Below are 19,913 nucleotides of genomic sequence, written 5' to 3'. Positions count from 1 at the left end.
GACGGGCTTGCACCAGTAGTCGTAGGACTATAGTCGTGTGCATGGACGGCAAGCCGATGCGCCTGGCCGGCGCTCACGAGGTCCGGGAACTGCTCGGGGTCAGTCGCCAGCGGGTCTACCAGTTGGCGGCCCGCCCGGATTTTCCCGAGCCGGTCGCCATCCTGGCTCAGGGCAAGGTCTGGGCGGTCGACGACATCGAGCAGTGGATAGCCGACTATCGAGCGCCGAGCGGCGAGGCCGACCTGGTCGGGGCCGGCGCCGGAGGCGTCACTCGGCCGGCGGAGCCGGGCTGAGATAGGCGGTGGAGAACGGCTCGCGCCGGGCCCGCATGTCGGCGTAGGCGGTGAGCACCATCGGCGCCACGACGATCGAACCGGCCAGCGTGAAGACGGTCGCGAGCACGGTCGAGGTCACCGTGGCCACCACCGGCGTTCCGATGGCGCCCACGCCGCCGGTGACGATGCCCTGGGTGATGGCGAAGAGGAGGCTCACGCCGTAGTAGATGACGATCCGGCCCAGTGCGGCGCCGATGTCGGCGTGCAGCAACTGGAACGAGCGGGAGATGGCGTTGCCGCGCTCGAGCAGGACGACGGCCGGCAGCACCGTGAAGGCCGCCCCCAGGTAGAGGCCGGGCAGGATGCAGAAGAAGACGCCCGCGACGACCATCAGGCCGACCGGGATGCCCCAGCCGATCAGGGCCGGGGTGCGGCGGAGCCCGTCGCGCAGGGCGGCGCCGATCGAGATCCGGCGGCCGGTCGCCGCCTGGACCAGGATGCCCTGCGCGGTCAGGCTGACCATCGTGCTCAGCAGGCCGCCCACCAGCAGCGCCACGCCCAACCGCAGGAGCACGTGGAGCAGGTCGCTCGGGGCGATCTCCTGCGCGTCCGGCCCGATGTCGTTCGACGCCCCGGCCTGCGCCCACGCGATGAGGATCTCCAGCGCGGGCACCGAGATCAGGTAGACCAGCAGCAGCGGCAGCCAGGCCGTCTTGAGCAGGCTGAGGCTGCGGTTCCACCAGCCGGCGATGTCCCTGCTGACCAGCGGGTCCTCGGGGCCGGCGTAGTACTGCGACGGAAGGGCGTAGGCGGGCGGCGGGCCTACCGGCGGGCCGTAGGGCGAAGGCCCATAGGCGGGCTGCCCGTACGGCGGCGGCGTGAACGCGTCGTCCGGGTTGGGGGGCGGGTTCTCGCTCACGTGGTCACGCTCTCACTCAAGATCGGCGACGACACCTTACCGGGTCGGCGCGCGTGCCGCGCCCACGGCGGCGCGCGACAGCCCGCTCTAGAATCGGGAAGATGTCCGAGCAGGGGGAATCGCCCACGACGATCCGGGATCGGGCCGTCGCGGTCGCCGACTATCTGCTCGCCGTCCGCGCCCAGATGGAGCGCCCGGCCCGCACCGTCCCGGCCGACGCGCACCGGCTCGACCGGCTGCCCGGCCATCCGGCCTGCCAGACCGGCCCGGCCGCGGACGGTACCTCGTGGCTGCGGGTCGGGCTGCCCGATCTGCCGCCGCCGGTCGAGGTGCCCGCGGCGTTGCGCCGGCGCTTGCGGGGCGACGTCTCCGCGGCCGACGAGCCGCAGGCGGAGGAGGGCGAGCAGGACGACTTCGAGACCTGGCGCGATCAGGTCTGGCGGCCGTGGGCGCACGCGACCGGCGAGGCGGAGAAGACCCGCGTGCTGCACCGCCAGCTGTTCGACCTGATGCACCAGCTGGACATGACGGCCGCCACCACCGAGCTGGTCTGGGGCCACGGCGTCCTGAACACCACGATCAACGGCGAGCGGGTCCGCTACCCGCTGGTCGCGACCCCGGTGCTGATCGAGTACGAACCGGACAGTTCCCTGGTCACCGTCTCGCCGGCCGGCCCGTCGCGGCTGCAGACCGACGCGCTGACCGGCCTCGACGACCGCTACCTGGGCCAGCTGCTGGCCCTGGCCGGCCCGGCCGGCACGCTCGAGGTCGACCTCTGGAACGACCTCGACCGGCGGGAGCTGTTCGAGCGGGCGCTGGCCCGGCTCGGCTACGACAAGGTCGTCACCGACGGGATGGCCGAGACCACCCGGCCGCATATCGAGGATGTCGGCGTCCTCTTCGCCCGGCCCAAGCAGCGCCTGCTCCGCGGCTTCCTGGAGAGCCTGCGCGACCGCCTGCTGGCCGGCGACACCACGAGCATCGGCGCGCTCGCCGCGATCGTCGCGCACGAGCCGTCCCGCCTGCGGATGCCCGACGACCAGCCGGAGGCCTGGCAGCGGGTGGGCGAGCGGCTGCTCATGCCGCTGCCGACCAACGAGGCGCAGGAGTCGATCGCCCGCCGCCTCGCCCAGCACCGCAACGTCGCCGTGCAGGGGCCGCCGGGCACCGGCAAGACGCACACCATCCGCAACCTGATCTGTCACCTGATGGCGAACGGCAAGCGGGTGCTGGTCGTCGCGCAGAAGGAAGATCCGTTGCGGGTGCTGCGGGACGGCCTGCCCGAGGGCATCCGGTCGCTCTGCCTGGCGGTGCTCGGCCGCACCACCGATCAGCTGGTGCAGCTCCAGCTGGCCGCGCGCGAGCTGGCCGACCGTGCGGCCACTCTCGACCAGCCGGCCGAGGCGCGGCGGGTGGAGCGGCTCACCGGGCTGCTCGAGGAGGCCGAGCGCGAGCTGGCCAGCGCGCTGGCCGGGCTGCGCGCGATCGCCGAGAACGAAGCGGTCACCTACCCGATCGACGGCGTTCCGCAGACACCCGTCGAGGTGGGCGCCTGGCTGCGGGAACGCGCCTCGGCGCAGAGCGGCATCCCGGATCCGGTGTCGGCCGCGCCGCCGCTGACCGCCGACGAGTTCGGCGCGCTGCTGGCGCTGTCGCACCGGCTGACCCCGGAGGACCGGGCCGCGGCGCTGCGCCGGCTGCCGGAGACCGGCGATCTGCCGGAGGCCGCCGAGGCGGCGGAAACCCGGGCCGAGCGGGCGTCGCTCGGCGAGCGGGTGTCGCGCGCCGCGACCCAAGGACTAGATCTCGCGGCCGTACGCGCGGCCGACCTGCCCGCGGTGCGGAAAGACCTGCGCGACGCGCTGTCCTGGCTGCGCCGCCGCGAGGGCGCGTGGACCGACCGGCTGGGCCGGCTGCTCAACGATCCGCACTGGCGCTCGGTCTGGGGCGACCACGTGACGGCGACCGAGGCGCTGCTCGCCGAGCTGGCCGCGCTGACCCGCGAGCTGGCCGGTCATCGGGTGACCGTGCCCGACGCGTACGCGCGGGAACCGAAACGCCTGCTCGCCCAGCTCGCCGAGGTGCACCAGCGGTTCGTCTCGGGCCGCGGGCTGAGCCGGCTGCTGCAGGCGGGGCTGTTCAAGCTGGCCGACGAGGTGCGGGTGGACGGCGAGCCGCTGCGCACGGCCGAGGACGTGGATCTCGTCACGGCCTGGGTGCGCCGCGCGCAGGCTCGCAACCGGCTCGGCGGGCACTGGTCGGAGTGGATCGACCGCCTGGGGATAGAAACGCCATCGGGTGACCCGGAGATCTGGGCGGGCACGTTGCTGTCCGACGCGGGTCAGTCTCTCGATTGGGACGTACGCCATTGGCCGGCCCTCGCCGAGCGCCTGGCCGTGCTCGTACCGCAACATGACCTTGATCTTGATCCCGCCTCGCTGGCCGCGGTCGAGACGTTGATCGACGAGGCCCCGGCGGTCGGCGAATGGGACGCGCTGGTCGAGCAGGACAGGGCCATCGCGGAGCGGCTCGCGCCCTGGCCGCGGCTGGCCGAGGCGTGGTCGACGCTGGCGGGCTGGGACGACGCGGTGGCCGAGGTCCGTCGCCTGCAGGCGCTGCGTGCCGAGGTCGAGCAATACATCGAGCTGCGCAATCGCCTGGCGGAGGAAGCGCCGGAGTGGGCTGCGATGATCGAGGTCGGCCAGGTGCCCGCCGTCTCCGGCCGGGCGTGCCTGGACGCGTGGGCCTGGCGGAGCGCGCAGACCTGGTTCGACGAGGTGATCGGCAGCGTCGACCCGGCGATCCTGGCCAAGCGGGTGGAGAACGCCCGCGACAAGATCCGGCGGCGGACCGCGGATCTCGTCGTGGCCAGCGCGTGGCTCGAGGTGGCCCGCAGTCTCGACGACCGGCGCAAGGCCGCGCTGGCCGATTGGACCACCGCGCTCCGGAAGATCGGCAAGGGCACCGGCCGGACCGCCGCGGCCTGGCAGGCGCACGCCCAGCGGCACATGGAGTCGGCGGTCGAGGCGGTGCCGGTCTGGGTCATGTCGGTGGACCGGGCGATCGAGCAGTTCGCCGGCGGCGCCCACTTCGACGTGGTGATCGTGGACGAGGCGTCCCAGGCGGATCTGTTCTCGCTGCCGGTGCTGTCGCTGGCCGAGCGGGCCGTGGTGGTCGGCGACGATCAGCAGATCGGGCCGCAGCTGGGGTTCGTGGGGTCGGTCGCCGGGCTGATCCACAGCCATCTCGGGGACGTGCCGTCGGCCGAGCACTTCGACCCGGAGTCGTCGCTCTACGACCACGCGGTGCGCCGGTCGCCGGAGCGGATCCTGCTGCGCGAGCACTTCCGGTGCGTGCCGCAGATCATCGAGTTCTCCTCGCGGCACTACTACGACGGCAAGATCATGCCGCTGCGGGCGGACCGGCCGTCGCTCGCGCCGATCCGCACGGTCTTCCTGCCGGACGGCGTGCGGCAGCCGCTCTCCGGGTTCGGCGACGTGAACACGGCCGAGGCGTTCGCGCTGGTGGCCCAGGTCGCGGCGATCGTGAAAAATCCGGAATATGGCGGTAAGACGCTCGGCGTGATCTCGCTGCTCAGCACGAGTGGGCAGGCCGGTTATCTGCTGCAACTGCTGCGCGACGAGATCGGCGAGGACGAGATTCAGGCGCGGCGGCTGCGGGTCGGCGACGCGTACACGTTCCAGGGCGACGAGCGGGACGTCGTGCTGGTGTCCATGGTCGTGTCGGACAACGATCCGCGGGTCGCGGCCTTCACCAAGCGCGAGTACCACCGGCGGATCAACGTGGCCGCGTCCCGGGCTCGCGACCAACTGTGGATCTTCCATTCGGTACGCGCGGGGTCGCTCCTGGCCGATGACGCGAGGGCACTGCTCCTCACGTACGCGGACAATGCTTTTGATCTTGAAGTTCGGGAGGCCGACCTGGGGCTTTGCGAGAGCGACTTCGAGCGGGACGTGTTCAAGCGGCTGGTGGCGCGCGGGTACCGGCCGATCCCGCAGTTCCGGATCGGGGCGTATCGGATCGATTTCGTGCTGAACGCGCCGGACGGGCGGCGGCTCGCGATCGAGTGCGACGGAGACACCTACCACGGGCCGGAGCAGTGGGAGAGCGACATGCGCCGGCAGGCCGTGCTCGAGCGGGTCGGCAACTGCGTCTTCGTGCGGATCCGGGGGAGCATCTTCGCGCGCGAGCCCGAGGTCGCGATGTGGCCGGTGTGGCAGCGCATCGAGGAGTTGGCGATCAGGCCGACGCCGCGGCGGACGGTTGTCGAGATCGGGCAGTGGCAAGGATCGGGCTCGGCGACGTCCCGCCGGCTCGTGGCGGGGGCGGCGGAGCTTGCGGCTTTTGTCCCAGCGGACAAGCGCATCCGCGTGCCTATTTCGGATAAATCGTCTTTGTCGGAAAATCTGGCCATGACGCGGGCCGCCCTCGGTGAGCGACCCGATGTGGTCGTCGGTGGGGACTGCGGCGTGGAGGTGGCGCCGGTCGAGGCGGCGCTGGCCACGCATGGGGACGGGCTCGTCGTGGTGTGGTTCGACGCCCATGGCGATCTCAATACCGTCGAGTCGTCGCCGTCCGGGGCGTTCCACGGGATGGTCTTGCGGACGCTCCTAGGTTCCGATTTTCCCGAAATTTCACCATTGCGTACGCTGCGGCCGGAGCAGGTGGTGCTCGCCGGCGTCCGGGCACTCGATCCGGCCGAGAAGGAGTACGTCGAGGAGGCCGGCCTCGCGCACGTCGAGCCGGCCGGGCTCGGCACGCTGGCCTCGGTCGTCGCCGGGCTCGACGCCAAGGCCGTCTATCTCCACATCGACCTGGACGTGCTCGACCCCTCGATCTTCGCGGCGGTCGGCACGCCCGAGCCGGAGGGCGTCACACCCGACCAGTTGATCGCGGCGGTGCGGGAGCTGACCGCCCGGTTCCCGATCGCGGGCGTCGGGATCACCGAGTACGAACCGGACCGCCCGGAGGATCGAGCGGTCCTGGCCCGACTGGTGCCGGCCCTGTTCAGCGACGAACCGAGCCGGTGATCTTTTTGTCGTGCGGGTCGGCGGCGATGCAGATGACGCTGCGGTCGTCCGGCCAGAAGCTCTCGTCCGGGTACAGGTAGTAGTAGGTCAGCTTGCCGGGGTTCTTCGCGTACGAGCCGAGCCGGGAGTCGCAGCCGGCCAAGGCCTCCTGCTTGATCGCGTTCTCGCCCGGCCAGTTCCGGCTCCTCAGGTCGAAGACCGCGTAGACCTCACCGTCGTGCGGGGTCGAGCAGGAAACCGGCGTGCGGGCGCCGTTGAGGTCGTTCAGGCACTTGCCGGGCACGAACTTGTCGGCGGGGGTCGCCTCGTCGGTCGGGGTCGCGGTCGGGTCGTCGGCCGGCGTCGACTGCGCGACGGTCGGCACGATGGTGTCGCTCGGGGTGTGACTGGCCGAGCTGGTGCCGTTGGCGGCGGCAAAAGCGAAGATCGCGACGATCACCAACACCCAGACCCCGGAGAGGCACAGGCCGGCGATCGCGAGGCCGCGGCCGCGCTGCCCGCGCTGCTTGATCTGGTTCAGCGCGATGATGCCGAAGACGATCGACAGCACGCCCCCGAAGATGCCGAAGAAACCGCAGGCCAGCGACGCGATCGCGAAGCCGTTGACACCCGGGTCGACGGGCGGCTGGCCCGGGTAGCCGTACGGTGGCGGCGGCGGGTAGCCCGGTGGGGGCGGGAAGCCGGGCGGCGGCGGGTAGGCCTGCTGCGGGTACGCCTGCGGCGGATTCACCGGCGGTGCGTACGGGTCGGCCGGCGGCTGCGGGTAGGCCGGCGGCTGCGGGAAGGACGGCAGCTGCGGGAAGGACGGCAGCGGGGGCGGCACCGGATTGCTCGTCGGGTCGGGCGGCGGAACCGACGCGGGGGGCGGCGGGTACTGATCGGTCACGCGGGGACGCTACACGCCGGCCGGGCTTTGGGTCGTACCGGTCGATCTCAACTTGGCATCCTCGGGCAATACTTGACCGCCATGCGGCTTCGCCGGGTGCGTTCCGAGCTCTCCGAGCTCTCCGACCTCTCCGACCTCTCCGACCTCTCCGAGCTCTCCGACCTCTCCGAGCGGGAGATCGCCGACGCCGCAGCGCTGCTGGGTGGCCTGGTGGCCGGCGGCGCGGCGCTGGGCTGGGTCGACCCGCCCGCCCCGGACGAGGTGCGCCGCCTGCTCACCGCGGTGGCCGCCGACCGGGACGCGGTGCTCGTGGTGGCCGGCGAGGACGGCGGGCTGGCCGGGCTCGGCTACTGGCGGCGGTACGACCGGCCCACCCACCGCCCGCACGCCGACGTGGAGAAGCTCGCCGTCGACCCGCGCTTCCAGGGCCGTGGCCTGGGCCGCCTGATCATGACCGAGCTGATCGCCGCGGCCCGCGAGGCCGGGGTCGAGGTGCTGACCCTCGACCAGCGCGCCGACAACACGCGGGCGGCGGCCCTCTACGAGTCGCTCGGCTTCCGGCAGTACGGCCGGTTGGAGCGCTTCGTCGCGGTCGGCGACCAGCGTTTCGACAAGCTCTTCTACGCGTTACGGCTCGCGGGCTAGTTCTATCCGGGCCTTCACCCGGAGGTGGTGGGCCAGCAGCGTGACCAGGGCCGGGCCGTCGATCAGCTCGAGCGGGCGGCCGGCCAGCGCGTCGTACGCCTCCGGCTCGATGCCGCCCAGCGACACCAGGATGCCCTTGGTCGCGCCGGCCGCGGTCACCGCGCCGGCCAGGGCGTGCACCGCCGCCGCGCCGGCCGGGGCGCCGCGCAGCGCGTGGATCACCACCGGGCCGCCGAAGATCGGGCGCGGGTCGGTGGCCACCCAGCGGGAGCCGCCGGCGCCCCGGTCGGCCGGCCCGATCTCCAGGCCCATCACGCCGAACAACTCGGCCAACTGCCGTTCCCAGGCCGCGTCGGTCAGGGTGACCAGGTTGGGGCGCTCGTCGATCTCGGCGAGCACGTTGAACTCCTCGGTGAAGTCCCGGTCGGCGTCCCGGTCGAAGTCGATCTTCGGAGTGACCGCGGCCAGTTGGTCCGGCTCGACCGAGAGCGTGCCGTGCAGGTGCTTGAGGCAGGCCACCGGGTCGACCCGGCGCAGCTTGATCGCGGCGAACGTCTCCCGGTCGGTCTTCACCGAGACCAGGCAGGGGCGGACGAACCGGCCGGTCCGGCGGTCGATGGTGTCCACGATGCCGTTGAACGACACCTGCCGGACCAGGCCGCCGCGGTCCGCCTCGATCACCTCGTGGACGGTCCGCAGCGTGACCTGGGCGATGATCTGCACATACCGCCGGCGGATCTCGCCGGCGTCGCGGGGGACCGCGGTCAGGTCGTCCCGCACCCGGTCGTAGCGGTACTCCTTGACCACCGGGATCACCTCGATCGGCGGCAGGTGGTACTCGATCAGCAGGTGCTTCTGCTTCGGCAGGTACGCCAGGCGGAAGTGCTGCGGGAAGTCGTCGGGATAGACCGAGTTGCCGAGCACCATCGCGAAGTACTCGACCACCGACGCCGGGTCCGCGCCGGCCACCGCGGCGGCGAACCGGTCGACCTCGGCGTTGTAGGCGGTCATCTTCGCCTCGTACTTGCGGCGGCTTTCGTCGTACGACCGCTTCCGCGCCCGCAGTTGCCGTTCCCGCCGCTCCTCCGCCGCCACCCAGCGGGCGTGCGCCTCCTCGTAGACCCGGCGGGCGTTCGCCGTCTGCTGCTGGTGCAGCGGCGCGCCGAGCAGCTTGCCCATGCCGCGCGGCTGCGGCGGCACGTAGCTGTCCCAGCTGGGCTCGGGCAGCGGGCGGGCGAGCGGCCCCGGGTCGAACGGCGGCACGGTCAGCGGCTTCTTGAACTGGTCGAGATCGATGTGATCGTCCACGTCCAGGGTGGAGAGCAGCAGCGCGTCCAGGTCGCTGAGCCGGGCCCGCACCTCGGCGTTGGCGGCGGCCGCGTCGGCGGTGCGGGCCTCCGCGTACAGCCGCTGCCGTTCGCGCTGTCGTTCCGCATCGGTCGCCGCCTGCTGGGCGGCGGCGATCGCCAGATCGGCGTTGCGCCGGATCAGGTCGCGCTGCTGTGCCGCGGCGGTATTGGCCCGCTGGCCGTCGGCCACCTGCGTGGCGTGTGCCCGCTGCATGTCCCGGATGATGCCCATGCCTCGTCGTCCTCGCTCCGCGTCGGTCCAATCGCCACCATATCCGGCGAATGTGGATCTAGTTCCGCCGTGCATGGTCGGTGCCGACCTGGGTAGGAGTCGCAGAAGGTTCCACCATCAGCACATGCAGTAACTGTCCGTCATGGTTTCAAGGGTGATCTAGGACCGGAATTACGCAGCGCAGTGGTCAGCCGATCGGTTGAATCCCTACTCTGATCGGGCTAGTAGCTGCTGCCAGTGGGTTTGGCGGAGGATCTGGCAAAACATTGACGCAGCCGGGATCTGTTACTTCGTGCCCGTGACGGGTGGTAATAGGTCGGGGCTGGGGGCGCGGGTAAGGGGGAGGTGGACGCCGCATGGCTGCACCGGATGAGCGGCGGTCGCTTCCGGCTGCCCTCCCGGAGCCACGCACGCCCGCCGAGGACCGCATGGGCAGTGCTGCCTGGTTCTCCTACACCGCGGCGGGTGACCAAATTGTCTGGTCGGCGCCGCTGCGGGCGATGCTCGGCCACCCGCCCGCCCAGGACGAGGTGAGCCGCAAGGTCCTCGCCCGGTACGTGCACCGCGACGACCACGCGAAGGCGCTCGGCGCGATCACCCGGACGTGGACGGGCCGGATCCCGGTGCGGACCACCTTGCGGCTGATGCGCTCGGACGGCGGCTGGTTCGACGTGGACTGCCGGCTCGAGCCGGTGAAGAGCCCGGACGGCACGGTCCGCGGCATCCGTGGCACGGTGACCGACGTCTCGGCCCGGGAGAGCGCCCGCCGCGAGATGGTCCGGCTGGCCCGCCGCAGCGAGACGGTCCAGGACTCGCTGATCGACCCGGACCCGGCGACCGGCCTGCTCACCCGGGCCCGGTTCGCCGACGAGATCGACCGGGCGCAGCGGCGCGGCGGCGGCGCCATCCTGATCATCCGGGTGCAGCCGGCCCGGTCCGAGGACGTGGCGATCCGCCCCGAGCTGCAGGCCGACCTGCTGCACCGGGCCGCCCGGGTGCTCGAGGGCGTGGTGCAGGAGGGCGCCCTGCTCGGCCGGGTCGGCCCCAGCGAGATCGGCCTGCTGCTGGCCGGCACCTCCTGGCCGATGGCCCGGCGCGAGGCCCAGCTGCTGGTCGAGGCGCTGCGGTCGCAGACCTTCGTGCTGCCCGACACCTGGCTGCGGGTCTGCGCGTGGGGCGGGCTGGTGCGGTTCACCCCGGACGCCGAGGCCGGCAGCCACGAGGTGCTGATCGACGCCGAGCACGCCTGGCGGCAGTCCCGCGACGGCGGCAAGGCGGTCACCGCGGTGGCGCATCCGGTGCCGGCCCGCGACCGGCAGGGCTCGTACCGGACCCGGGTCGCCGACGCGCTCGGCACCGACCGGTTCACCCTGTACGCCCAGCCGATCCTCGACCTGCAGAGTAACGAGGTCACCCGGCACGAGCTGCTGCTGCGGGTGCTCGACGAGGCGAACGGGCCGCAGTCGCCGATCCAGGTGCTGGACACCGCCGAGCGGCTCGACGCGGTCTACGACATCGACCTGTGGGTGGTCGAGCGGGCCATGCAACTGGCCGCCGAGCAGCCCGGCCGGTGCCTGCAGATCAACCTGTCCGGCCGCTCGGTCGGCGACCCGCGGCTCACCGACGAGGTCGAACGGCTCCTGGCGAAGTACGGCGTGCACCCCGGCCAGCTCACCTTCGAGATCACCGAGACGGCGCTGATCGGCAACCTGAGCGAGGCCCGCCGGTTCGCCGACCGGGTCCGCGACCTCGGCTGCGAGCTGGCCCTGGACGACTTCGGCTCGGGCTACGCCTCGTTCCGCTACCTGCGGATCTTCCCGATCGACCTGGTCAAGATCGATGGGGAGTACGTGGTCGAGCTGGTCGACAATCCGCAGGACCAGGTCCTGGTGCGGGCCCTGGTGCAGGTCTGCCAGGCGTACGGGATCCGCACGGTCGCCGAGTTCGTGCAGGACGAGCCCACCCTGCGGCTGCTGCGCGAGCTGGGCGTCGACTACGTCCAGGGCTACCTGATCGGCCGCCCGGCCCCGCTTTTGCCCGGACGGTTGCCCGGCCCCTGAGCTGTGCCGCAACCGGCGCCTGGTCCTACCGACGGCGCGGAGAACCCGGGCCTGCGGCCGAACGGTTGTCCAGCCCCCGGCACGGGTAAGAACCTGGCATGGAACACTTCACGATCGCCACCGTCGCGGAGCAGAACCCCGATTTCCGTCGCGTCCTGTGGACCGGTAAGCACACCCAGCTCGTGGTCATGACGATCCCGCCGGGCGGCGAGATCGGCGAGGAGGTCCACGAGGTGGACCAGATCCTGACCTTCGTCAGCGGCGTGGGCAAGGCCATCGTCTCCGGCCAGACGCGCAACGTCGTCCACGGCGACCTGGTCGCGGTGCCGGCCGGGCACAAGCACAACTTCGTCAACGCGGGCCCGAACCCGCTGGTCCTCTACACCGTCTACGGTCCGCCGGAGCATGCGGACGGCGCCGTGCACAAGACCAAGGCGGAGGCGGACCGGCTCGAGGAGGCCGGCAAGGACGAGCCGCCGCAGAGCTGATCCGGGCGGGGCTGACTCGGGCGGGGCTGACTCGGGCGGGGCTGACTCGGGCGGAGCCCCCACACGTCGCCGGGACCGGCCGAGGCCCCCCAGCCAGCCGATCCCGGCGCCGCGCAGGGGTGTTACCCCCGGCGGCACACTACCCGGGGCGCGCTACCCCATCGATCGGCGTGCCCGTTTGGTCGCCTTCTCGTTGCCCCACCGAGATACTTCGGTCACCGAACCACTAACCTTCCACCATGGACGACCCCCGGTGGCTGACCGATGAACAGCAGCAGGCCTGGCGTCGATTCGTCGAGGTTCTGGTCAAGGTGCCCGCCGCCCTCGAGGCGCAACTCCAGCGGGACGCCGGGCTCACCCACATGGGCTACATCGTGCTGTTCACCCTCTCCGAGCAGCCGGAACGCCGGCTGTCGATGAGCCGGCTCGCCAAGTACGCCTCCGCCTCGCTGTCCCGCCTGTCGCACGTGGTGGCCCGGCTCGAGGCGCAGGGCTGGGTGCGGCGCCAGCGCGACCCGGACGACGGCCGGGTGCAGATCGCCGTGCTCACCGACGCCGGGTACGCCAAGGTCGTCGGCTCCGCCCCCGGTCACGCCGAAGCCGTCCAGCAACTGGTCTTCGACCGGCTCTCCCCGGCCCAGGTCCGTCAATTGGTCAAGCTCGCCGACGCTCTTCTGGAAGGTCCCGTCGAGGTGCGGCCCCCTGACTAGGGCCTGTCCGGCTGATCACGGAGGAGCGAGGCGAGGTCCAGGTGGTGGCTGGCGTCGGCCGCGAAGCGGTCGCATCCCGGTGTTGGATGTGGCCGTTTCGCGGACGCCGTCAGGCGCCGGCTGGGCCACGCCGCAGCCCTGCGTGATCAGCCGGACAGGCCCTAATAGGCTGGGCTGCAGTGATTCCACTGACGGAGGTGCTGCGCGGATGAGTCAGCTGGTGCGGGGCGTGATCGCCCGGGCGAAGGGTGCGCCGGTCGAGGTGACGACGATCGTCGTCCCCGACCCGGGGCCGGGCGAGGCGGTCGTCAAGATCCAGGCGTGCGGGGTGTGCCACACCGACCTGCACTATCGCGAGGGCGGCATCAACGACGACTTCCCGTTCCTGCTCGGGCACGAGGCCGCGGGCGTGGTCGAGGCGGTCGGCGACGGGGTCACGGACGTGGCGCCGGGCGACTTCGTGGTGCTCAACTGGCGTGCGGTGTGCGGGAACTGCCGGGCCTGCCTGCGCGGCAAGCCGTGGTATTGCTTCGCCACGCACAACGCGACGCAGAAGATGACGCTCGAGGACGGCACGGTGCTGTCCCCGGCGCTGGGCATCGGCGCGTTCGTGGAGAAGACGCTGGTGGCGGCCGGCCAGTGCACGAAGGTCGACCCGTCCGCCCGGGCGGCGGCGGTCGGGCTGCTCGGCTGCGGCGTGATGGCCGGCATCGGCGCGGCGATCAACACCGGCGGGGTGACCCGCGGCGACTCGGTCGCGGTGATCGGTTGCGGCGGCGTGGGTGACGGGGCGATCGCCGGCGCGGCGCTCGCCGGCGCCACCACGATCATCGCGGTCGACACGGACGATCAGAAGCTGGAGTGGGCGCGCGGCTTCGGTGCCACCCACACGGTCAACGCCCGCAACGTCGACATCGTCGAGAAGGTCCGCGAGCTGACCGGCGGGAACGGCGCCGACGTCGTGGTCGAGGCGGTCGGCCGGCCCGAAACGTACAAGCAAGGCTTCTACGCTCGTGATCTCGCCGGGACGCTGGTGCTGGTGGGGGTGCCGACGCCGGAGATGACGATCGAGCTGCCGCTGCTCGATGTCTTCGGTCGCGGCGGAGCGCTCAAGTCCAGCTGGTACGGCGACTGCCTGCCGAGCCGCGACTTCCCCATGCTGGTCGCGCTCTACCAGCAGGGCCGCCTCGACCTGGACAAGTTCGTCTCCGAGGAGATCGCGCTCGACCAGGTCGAAGAGGCGTTCGCCAAGATGCACACCGGCGGCGTCCTGCGCTCGGTCGTGCTCTTCTAGCCGGCCCGGGCGTAGGCCGGCACCGAGCGGTCGGCGAGCAGGTCGAGGGAGAGGGCCGCGGTCCAGCTGAAGGTCGGCGCGCCGAGGCCCTCCCCGGTGACCGGGTGGAAATACTCGAAGTGCCCGTTGTGGTGGACCAGGCGGACCATCGCCGTGCGCAGGTCCTCGGCCTCGTCGCGGAAGCCGTGTACGAGCAGGCCTCGGCGCAGCAGCCAGTTCACGTTGACCCAGAGCGGGCCGCGCCAGTAGCGCTGGGTGTCGAAATCCGGCGCGGTGCGGTCGTAGCTCGGGACGGGCAGCTCGCCGATGCCGAAGCGGTCCGACCTCGCCTCGGCCATGATCGCCTCGACGTGGCCGGCGGTGAGGTCGGGAAGCATCAGCGGCATCAGGCCGCTGACGCAGCGTGCCGGGCTCAGCTTGCCGGTGTGGACGTCGAGCGCGTGGAAGGTGCGGGTCTGCGGGTTCCACAGCCGCTGGACGATCGCGGTGGTGATCGCCTGGGCCCGGTCCCGATGCGCGCGTGCCTCGGCTGCCAGGCCCAGCTCGCCGGCGATCTGGGCGAGGGCGAGCTCGGCCGAGGCCAGGATCGAGTTGAACGACGGGCACTCGACGGCGAACGCGTGCCGCTCCAGCAGCCCGTCGTCCGAGTAGCCGCCGGCCCGGTAGGTGAGCACCAGGCCCACGTACCGGCTGTAGTCGACGTCGGTGGGGCGGTGCGCGGCGTCCGAGACGGCCAGGTCGCGCCGCCGGTAGGTGGTGAGCAGGCCCAGGTCGGCGGGCACGTTCGCCATCGCCTCGTCCCAGGCCGGGCTGTTGTCCAGGCCCGACTCCCAGGGGTGCACGACGCTGGCCAGGCCGGCGCCGCCGAGGTTGCGGCTGGTGGTCAGGTAGCGCTGCTGGGCGACCAGCCGCGGGTAGAGCCACTCCAGTTCGGTGCGGGCCTGCTGGCCGCAGGCCGCGCCGTGCGCCGCCGCGTGCCGGTAGACCTCCCAGGCCGCGATCGCGTGCATCGGCGGCTGGACGATGCCGGTGCTGCCGCGGGCCGGGCGGTCCCCGTACGCCGGAACGTCCCAGAACCCCGGGCCGGGGAAGTAGTCGGCCTCGGCGGTCGCCGGGTCGAAGACGATGTGCGGCACGCGGCCGTCCGGCCACTGCGCCTCGAACAGGCTCCGCAGGTCGCGCCAGGCCCGGGTCGGGTTCACGTAGACCAGGCCGATGGCGATGAAGGCGGCGTCCCAGCTCCACTGGTGGGGATAGAGCTTGCGGGAGGGGACCATGTGATCGCCGGTCCAGTTGGTTTCGAGGACCCGCACGGCGGAGTTCCAAAGTTCGGCAGACATGTCGTCCGGCATCTGATCGGGAGCCCTTTCCGCTGCGTTCATCCGCTGAAGAGAACCGGTGTGTCGCGGTGCGGGCACGGACTGCCGGTGCGCCACCCCCATGACTCATCGGCCGCGGTGAACCGGGGCTGAACTCTAGATGGCCGCTCAGCCGACCGGAATGACCCGCCAGAACGGGCTGCGGCGGCCGGGAAGGTAGGGTGAGTCGAGCCGTTTGGCCACCACTTCGGTCAGCCCCTGGGCCCGCGCGGTCTCGATCGCGAAGTCGGCGCCGCCGGGGAAGTAGGGCGGCGTCTGCCAGTGCTCGCCGGCGATGGCCAGCCCGTCCAGCAGCTCCCGGCGCTGGGCGTAGCCGATCCGTTCGGTGGTCGCGTGCCCCTCCAGCCACAGCAGGTCGTAGGCGAGGTACTGCACGGGGGTGCGCTCGGCCGCCCGCCGGGCGTCCTTCGGCGCGATCCGCCGCTCCAGCAGCTTGGCGTCGGGCCGGGCGCCGTCGAACGCGACGAGTTCGCCGTCCAGCACGGCCTCGACCGGCGCGAGCGCCGGGCCGAGGGCCCGGATCTCCGGGAACCAAGCGGTCAGATCTTCACCCCCCATTCCCTTCAGCCGTACGCGGCCCCCGTCCACGAAAGCGATGGCGCGGAGTCCGGACCAGCCCATCTCGTACGCCCAATGATCGTCGTCCTTGGGTTTTCTGCCCTTTTCGGCGAGCATCGGCGGCACGTCCTCGGGCATCGGCTCCCAGCCCGGCTCGGGCGGGTCCATCCGGCGCACCATCCAGTCGGCGCCCCCGGTCTGGAAGAAGATGTAGCGGCCCTCGGTGCGCTCGCCGTGGAAGACGACCTCGATCTCGTCGTCGCGCCACTTCCGGGTCTCGTAGGTGCCCGAGTCGAAGATCCGCATCCGGCCGCCGCCGTACTCGCCGGCCGGGATCTCGCCGTGGAAGGTGAGGTACTCCAGCGGGTGGTCCTCGGTGTGCTTGGCCAGGTGGTTCTTGGTGCGGTCGCGGGGCAGGCCGCGCGGGACGGCGAAGCTGACCAGCACGCCGTCGCGCTCCAGCCGGACGTCCCAGTGCAGGGCCCGGGCGTGATGTTGCTGGATGACGAAGCGGTTCTGCCCGGTTTCGCTGGAATGCTCGGCCGGGATCGGCTCGGGGGTCTTCGCGCTGTCCCGCTTGCGCCGATATTCGCCCAACCGGTCGGTCATGAGGCCATTCTTGTCGTACCCGTGTGCCAGGGTCTTCCTATGTACTCGGAACGGGCGTCGTCGCTACCGCACGTGGTGGCCTGGTGGAGCGTGACCGGGCCGGCGGAGCGGGAGAAACGCATCCTGCCGGATGGTTGTCTCGACATCATCTGGCAGGACGGCCGCGTCTTCGTCGCCGGGCCGGACACGACCGCCCAGATCACCCGGCCGGTGGTCGGCAGCCGGTTGTTCGCGCTGCGCTTCGGCGCCGGCACCGGTCCGGGGGTGCTCGGGCTGCCCGCGTCCGAGCTCGTCGACCGGCAGGTGCCGCTCGACGCGCTGTGGCCGGCCGCGGCCGTGCGCCCGCTTTCCGAGGCGGCCGATCCGCTGGCCGCGCTGATTGCGGCCGCCCGGCACCGGTGGTCCGATCCCGACCCGGTTTCGGTGGCGCTTGTCTCGGCCGCCCGCACGGGGCAGCCGATTTCGGCGGTCGCTTTTCGGTGCGGCCTGAGCCCTCGGCAGCTGCAGCGTCGCAGCAATGCCGCCTACGGCTATGGTCCCAAGGTGCTGGAACGGATATTTCGGATGCAACGGGCGGTCATGCTGGCCCGGCGCGGCTCGCCGTTCGCGTCGGTTTCCGCCGACGCGGGCTATGCCGACCAGGCCCACCTCGCCCGGGAGGTGCGAGCCATGGCCGGCGTCCCGCTCGGCGTGCTGATCGGCTCTTGATCGTCAGCTCTTCGTCGGGGCGAAGAGCTCGATCCGGTAGCCGTCCGGGTCGAGGACGATCGCGTAGCGCTGACCCCAGAAGGCGTCCCAGGGTTCCTTGACGTTCGGGTATCCGGCCGCGACCAGATCGGCGTGCACAGTGTCCACCTCGGCCGGGTCGGCGCAGAGGAAGGCCAGGCTCGGCCCGTCCTTGATCGCGCCACCCGGGCGGTGATCGGGATCGAACGAGGCGATCTCCGCGTGCGTGTCGATCATCAATCGGACGCCGCCGGGCAGCTCGGCCTCGGCGTGCGGCTCGCTCTCCGCCCCGGCCGGAAAATCCAGCCCGAGACGGCGATAGAAGGAAAGTGAGGTTGCCATGTCGGCCACCGCGAGGCCGATTGCGTTCATCATCGCTGCCATGTGCCCGACGCTACGGCGGGACTACACCGATGTCTTGAACAAATCGGACGCGAGGATGATCGAGGGTTTCCCGGCCCGGTGGCTAGGGGTAGTCTCTTGGCTCCGACGAGTGTCCGACCGCTGGGAGGCAGCGCCGCGATGACCTTGCGCATCCTCGTGGTGGGCGCCGGAATCGCCGGCCTCTCCACCGCCCGGGCGCTGCGGCTCGCCGGTTATCGGCCCGATGTGGTCGAGGAGCTTCCGGCCTCGATGATGCCCGGCGCCGGCATCTACCTCCCGGGCAACGCCCTGCGCGCCCTGCGCCTGCTCGGGCTCGACGCGCCGCTGCGGCCGCTCGGCGACCTCATCTTCCGTCAGGTCTTCCTGGATGCCCGCGGCCGCGCGCTGTTCGAGATGGACGTGGCCGGGCTGTGGGCCGGCGTCGGCGAGTCCCGCGCGCTGTCCCGGGGCGAACTGCAGCAGGTGCTGCTCACCGGGGTCGGCGGCGAGGTGCGGTACGACACCGCCGTCCGCGACCTGGAGATCTTCGACGCCACCGCCAAGGTGGAGTTCGGCGACGGCAGCGTCGCCGAGTACGACCTGGTCATCGGCGCGGACGGCCGCCGGTCCACGATCCGGGCCAAGGCCGGGCTGGGCGGGGCGGCGGTGCCCACCGGGCAGATCGTCTACCGGTCGGTGGTCCGGGGCGGGCCGCCGCTGAGCGACTGGACGGCGCTGCTCGGCCGGCGGTCCTCGTTCGTGGCCATGCCGATGGGCGGGCGGCGGCTCTACTGCTACGCCGACGAGACCGCGCCGGACGCGCCGAACCCGGCCGATCCACGGGCGCACATGCGGAACATCTTCGGGTCGTTCGGCGGCCCGGTGCCGGCCATCCTCAAGGCGATCGAGACGGTGTCGGTGGCGCGTACCGACGAGGTGGTCCTGGAGTCCTGGTCGCGCGGGCCGGTGCTGCTGGTCGGCGACGCGGCGCACGCCACCGCCCCGACCCTGGCCCAGGGCGCGGGGATGTCGTTCGAGGACGCGGTGGTCCTCGGCGAGGAGCTGAAACGGTCCGGAGGGGACGTTCCGGTCGCGCTGCGGGCGTACGAGACGCGGCGCCGCCCCCGCTGCGGCGCGGTCCGCGACCGGACCAGGGAGCGTGATCGCACCCGGGACGTGCCGCCGGCGCTGCGCGATCCGATGCTGCGCCGGCGTGGCCTGCGGATCTTCTCGGAGCAGTACCGTCCACTCGTGCCACCCGCCTGAGAAGTCGATCAGGTCACAGGGAGCCCCCCGCCGACTTCACGCGGGTGGGGGACTATTCTGCGTGCGAGGTACGCCTTATCCCTAGCGAGGCGCACTGAGCGGCACAGACGAGACAACGGAGGCTATTCGTGACGACCGTTGCGCCTAAGCCGATCGTGACCCGGCCCTACCCGGTCCGGCGGCAGGTCAAGGGTTCGGCACTTGCCCGGATCCTGCGCACGACGGACGCGAAGCAGATCGGGATCATGTATATGATCACCTCCTTCGTGTTCTTCCTGCTCGGTGGCCTGATGGCGCTGCTCATGCGAGCCGAGCTGGCCCGTCCGGGCATGCAGTTCCTCTCGCCCGAGCAGTACAACCAGCTGTTCACGATGCACGGCACGATCATGCTGCTGTTCTTCGCGACGCCGATCGTGTTCGCCTTCGCCAACTTCGTGGTGCCGATCCAGATCGGCGCGCCGGATGTGTCGTTCCCGCGGCTCAACGCCTTTGCGTACTGGCTGTACCTGTTCGGCGGCACGATCGCCGTGGCCGGCTTCATCACCCCCGGCGGCGCGGCCGACTTCGGCTGGTTCGCGTATGCGCCGCTGAGCGACTCGCTGCATTCGCCGGGCGTCGGCGGCAACATGTGGGTGGTCGGTCTCGCGCTCTCCGGTCTGGGCACCATCCTCGGTGGGGTCAACATGATCACCACGATCCTGACCCTGCGCGCCCCCGGCATGACCATGTTCCGCATGCCGATCATGACGTGGAACATCCTGGTCACCAGCCTGCTGGTGGTGATGGTCTTCCCGTTCCTGGCGGCCGCGCTGTTCGCCCTCGCCGCGTCCTTCCTGATCGCGGTGCCGACCGGCATGAAGTTCTTCGTGTGGATCGGCACGATGTGGCGCGGCCAGATCAGTTTCGAGACGCCGATGATGTTCGCGATCGGCTTCCTCGTGACGTTCCTCTTCGGTGGCCTGTCCGGGGTGCTGCTCGCCTCACCGCCGATCGACTTCCACGTGTCCGACTCGTACTTCGTGATCGCGCACTTCCACTACGTGCTGTTCGGCACGATCGTGTTCGCGGTGTTCGCCGGCATCTACTTCTGGTTCCCGAAGATG

16 protein-coding genes are annotated in these 19,913 nt (G+C 71.5%); 10 read left to right on the top strand and 6 right to left on the bottom strand.

Going from position 1 to position 19,913, the window contains the following annotated elements; all coding sequences use genetic code 11:
* The first annotated feature begins 41 nt into the window (after positions 1-41).
* Positions 42-293 (top strand): helix-turn-helix transcriptional regulator, encoded by a 252-nt coding sequence (locus IH26_RS0104745; protein WP_051807538.1) that lies wholly within the window; start codon positions 42-44, stop codon positions 291-293.
* On the opposite strand, the gene IH26_RS0104740 is transcribed toward IH26_RS0104745, so the two are convergent.
* Positions 268-1,194 (bottom strand): hypothetical protein, encoded by a 927-nt coding sequence (locus IH26_RS0104740; protein WP_030434860.1) that lies wholly within the window; start codon positions 1,192-1,194, stop codon positions 268-270. The two genes, IH26_RS0104745 and IH26_RS0104740, sit on opposite strands and share 26 nt — an antisense overlap.
* 101 nt (positions 1,195-1,295) lie before the next feature.
* Here IH26_RS0104740 and IH26_RS0104735 point away from each other — a divergent pair, with 101 nt between their 5' ends.
* Positions 1,296-6,245: an arginase family protein gene (locus tag IH26_RS0104735; RefSeq protein WP_030434859.1), complete on the top strand. Its 4,950-nt coding sequence runs from the start codon at positions 1,296-1,298 to the stop codon at positions 6,243-6,245.
* On the opposite strand, the gene IH26_RS55505 is transcribed toward IH26_RS0104735, so the two are convergent.
* Complete coding sequence (locus IH26_RS55505; protein ID WP_051807536.1) at positions 6,223-7,131, bottom strand: DUF4190 domain-containing protein; 909 nt, start codon at positions 7,129-7,131, stop codon at positions 6,223-6,225. The genes IH26_RS0104735 and IH26_RS55505 overlap by 23 nt on opposite strands.
* Positions 7,132-7,212: 81 nt before the next feature.
* On the opposite strand from IH26_RS55505, the gene IH26_RS0104725 reads away from it, so the two are divergent.
* A complete protein-coding gene (locus IH26_RS0104725) occupies positions 7,213-7,776 on the top strand; it encodes a GNAT family N-acetyltransferase (RefSeq protein WP_030434857.1) in 564 nt (187 codons plus the stop codon).
* Here the strand turns inward: IH26_RS0104725 and IH26_RS0104720 are convergent.
* The gene (locus IH26_RS0104720; RefSeq protein ID WP_030434856.1) at positions 7,759-9,357 is read right to left on the bottom strand and encodes a restriction endonuclease; all 1,599 of its coding nucleotides are present in this window, start codon (positions 9,355-9,357) and stop codon (positions 7,759-7,761) included. The two genes, IH26_RS0104725 and IH26_RS0104720, sit on opposite strands and share 18 nt — an antisense overlap.
* A gap of 356 nt (positions 9,358-9,713) precedes the next feature.
* Here IH26_RS0104720 and IH26_RS0104715 point away from each other — a divergent pair, with 356 nt between their 5' ends.
* The 4 genes from IH26_RS0104715 to IH26_RS0104700 all read left to right on the top strand — a co-directional run bounded on the left by IH26_RS0104715 (position 9,714) and on the right by IH26_RS0104700 (position 13,909).
* The gene (locus IH26_RS0104715) at positions 9,714-11,417 is read left to right on the top strand and encodes an EAL domain-containing protein (protein ID WP_030434855.1); all 1,704 of its coding nucleotides are present in this window, start codon (positions 9,714-9,716) and stop codon (positions 11,415-11,417) included.
* A 98-nt stretch (positions 11,418-11,515) separates the two neighbouring features.
* A complete protein-coding gene (locus tag IH26_RS0104710; protein ID WP_030434854.1) occupies positions 11,516-11,905 on the top strand; it encodes a cupin domain-containing protein in 390 nt (129 codons plus the stop codon).
* A 239-nt stretch (positions 11,906-12,144) separates the two neighbouring features.
* Entirely contained in the window at positions 12,145-12,615 is a 471-nt protein-coding gene (locus tag IH26_RS0104705) for a MarR family winged helix-turn-helix transcriptional regulator (protein WP_030434853.1), read from the top strand.
* A gap of 208 nt (positions 12,616-12,823) precedes the next feature.
* Positions 12,824-13,909, top strand: a complete 1,086-nt coding sequence (locus IH26_RS0104700; protein WP_030434852.1) for an S-(hydroxymethyl)mycothiol dehydrogenase — start codon at positions 12,824-12,826, stop codon at positions 13,907-13,909.
* On the opposite strand, the gene IH26_RS0104695 is transcribed toward IH26_RS0104700, so the two are convergent.
* Both IH26_RS0104695 and IH26_RS0104690 read right to left on the bottom strand, forming a co-directional pair.
* A complete protein-coding gene (locus IH26_RS0104695) occupies positions 13,906-15,249 on the bottom strand; it encodes an MGH1-like glycoside hydrolase domain-containing protein (RefSeq protein WP_245664911.1) in 1,344 nt (447 codons plus the stop codon). The two genes, IH26_RS0104700 and IH26_RS0104695, sit on opposite strands and share 4 nt — an antisense overlap.
* 147 nt (positions 15,250-15,396) lie before the next feature.
* Positions 15,397-16,455: a DNA polymerase ligase N-terminal domain-containing protein gene (locus IH26_RS0104690; protein ID WP_030434850.1), complete on the bottom strand. Its 1,059-nt coding sequence runs from the start codon at positions 16,453-16,455 to the stop codon at positions 15,397-15,399.
* A 39-nt stretch (positions 16,456-16,494) separates the two neighbouring features.
* Between IH26_RS0104690 and IH26_RS0104685 the strand changes: the two genes are divergently transcribed.
* Positions 16,495-17,163, top strand: coding sequence for a helix-turn-helix domain-containing protein (locus IH26_RS0104685; protein ID WP_030434849.1), 669 nt, complete (start codon positions 16,495-16,497; stop codon positions 17,161-17,163).
* 3 nt (positions 17,164-17,166) lie between these two features.
* On the opposite strand, the gene IH26_RS0104680 is transcribed toward IH26_RS0104685, so the two are convergent.
* Positions 17,167-17,565, bottom strand: coding sequence for a VOC family protein (locus IH26_RS0104680; RefSeq protein WP_030434848.1), 399 nt, complete (start codon positions 17,563-17,565; stop codon positions 17,167-17,169).
* A 138-nt stretch (positions 17,566-17,703) separates the two neighbouring features.
* Here IH26_RS0104680 and IH26_RS0104675 point away from each other — a divergent pair, with 138 nt between their 5' ends.
* Together IH26_RS0104675 and IH26_RS0104670 are read left to right on the top strand one after the other, a co-directional pair.
* Positions 17,704-18,810, top strand: a complete 1,107-nt coding sequence (locus IH26_RS0104675; RefSeq protein WP_030434847.1) for an FAD-dependent monooxygenase — start codon at positions 17,704-17,706, stop codon at positions 18,808-18,810.
* 128 nt (positions 18,811-18,938) lie between these two features.
* Positions 18,939-19,913 (top strand): cbb3-type cytochrome c oxidase subunit I (locus tag IH26_RS0104670; protein WP_034213817.1); only part of this gene is annotated, 975 nt, incomplete at its 3' end.

Source organism: Actinoplanes subtropicus, assembly GCF_000721705.1.
Lineage (GTDB): Bacteria > Actinomycetota > Actinomycetes > Mycobacteriales > Micromonosporaceae > Actinoplanes > Actinoplanes subtropicus.
Note: the sequence above shows the minus strand (reverse complement) of the source record. Positions and strands in the feature narration are given on the sequence as shown.

Coding starts and splice junctions, on each gene's coding strand:
- IH26_RS0104745 (WP_051807538.1), top strand. CDS start 42: ATGGACGGCAAGCCGATGCGCCTGGCCGGCGCTCACGAGGTCCGGGAA.
- IH26_RS0104735 (WP_030434859.1), top strand. CDS start 1,296: ATGTCCGAGCAGGGGGAATCGCCCACGACGATCCGGGATCGGGCCGTC.
- IH26_RS0104725 (WP_030434857.1), top strand. CDS start 7,213: ATGCGGCTTCGCCGGGTGCGTTCCGAGCTCTCCGAGCTCTCCGACCTC.
- IH26_RS0104720 (WP_030434856.1), bottom strand. CDS start 9,357: ATGGGCATCATCCGGGACATGCAGCGGGCACACGCCACGCAGGTGGCC.
- IH26_RS0104715 (WP_030434855.1), top strand. CDS start 9,714: ATGGCTGCACCGGATGAGCGGCGGTCGCTTCCGGCTGCCCTCCCGGAG.
- IH26_RS0104710 (WP_030434854.1), top strand. CDS start 11,516: ATGGAACACTTCACGATCGCCACCGTCGCGGAGCAGAACCCCGATTTC.
- IH26_RS0104705 (WP_030434853.1), top strand. CDS start 12,145: ATGGACGACCCCCGGTGGCTGACCGATGAACAGCAGCAGGCCTGGCGT.
- IH26_RS0104700 (WP_030434852.1), top strand. CDS start 12,824: ATGAGTCAGCTGGTGCGGGGCGTGATCGCCCGGGCGAAGGGTGCGCCG.
- IH26_RS0104695 (WP_245664911.1), bottom strand. CDS start 15,249: ATGTCTGCCGAACTTTGGAACTCCGCCGTGCGGGTCCTCGAAACCAAC.
- IH26_RS0104690 (WP_030434850.1), bottom strand. CDS start 16,455: ATGACCGACCGGTTGGGCGAATATCGGCGCAAGCGGGACAGCGCGAAG.
- IH26_RS0104685 (WP_030434849.1), top strand. CDS start 16,495: ATGTACTCGGAACGGGCGTCGTCGCTACCGCACGTGGTGGCCTGGTGG.
- IH26_RS0104680 (WP_030434848.1), bottom strand. CDS start 17,565: ATGGCAGCGATGATGAACGCAATCGGCCTCGCGGTGGCCGACATGGCA.
- IH26_RS0104675 (WP_030434847.1), top strand. CDS start 17,704: ATGACCTTGCGCATCCTCGTGGTGGGCGCCGGAATCGCCGGCCTCTCC.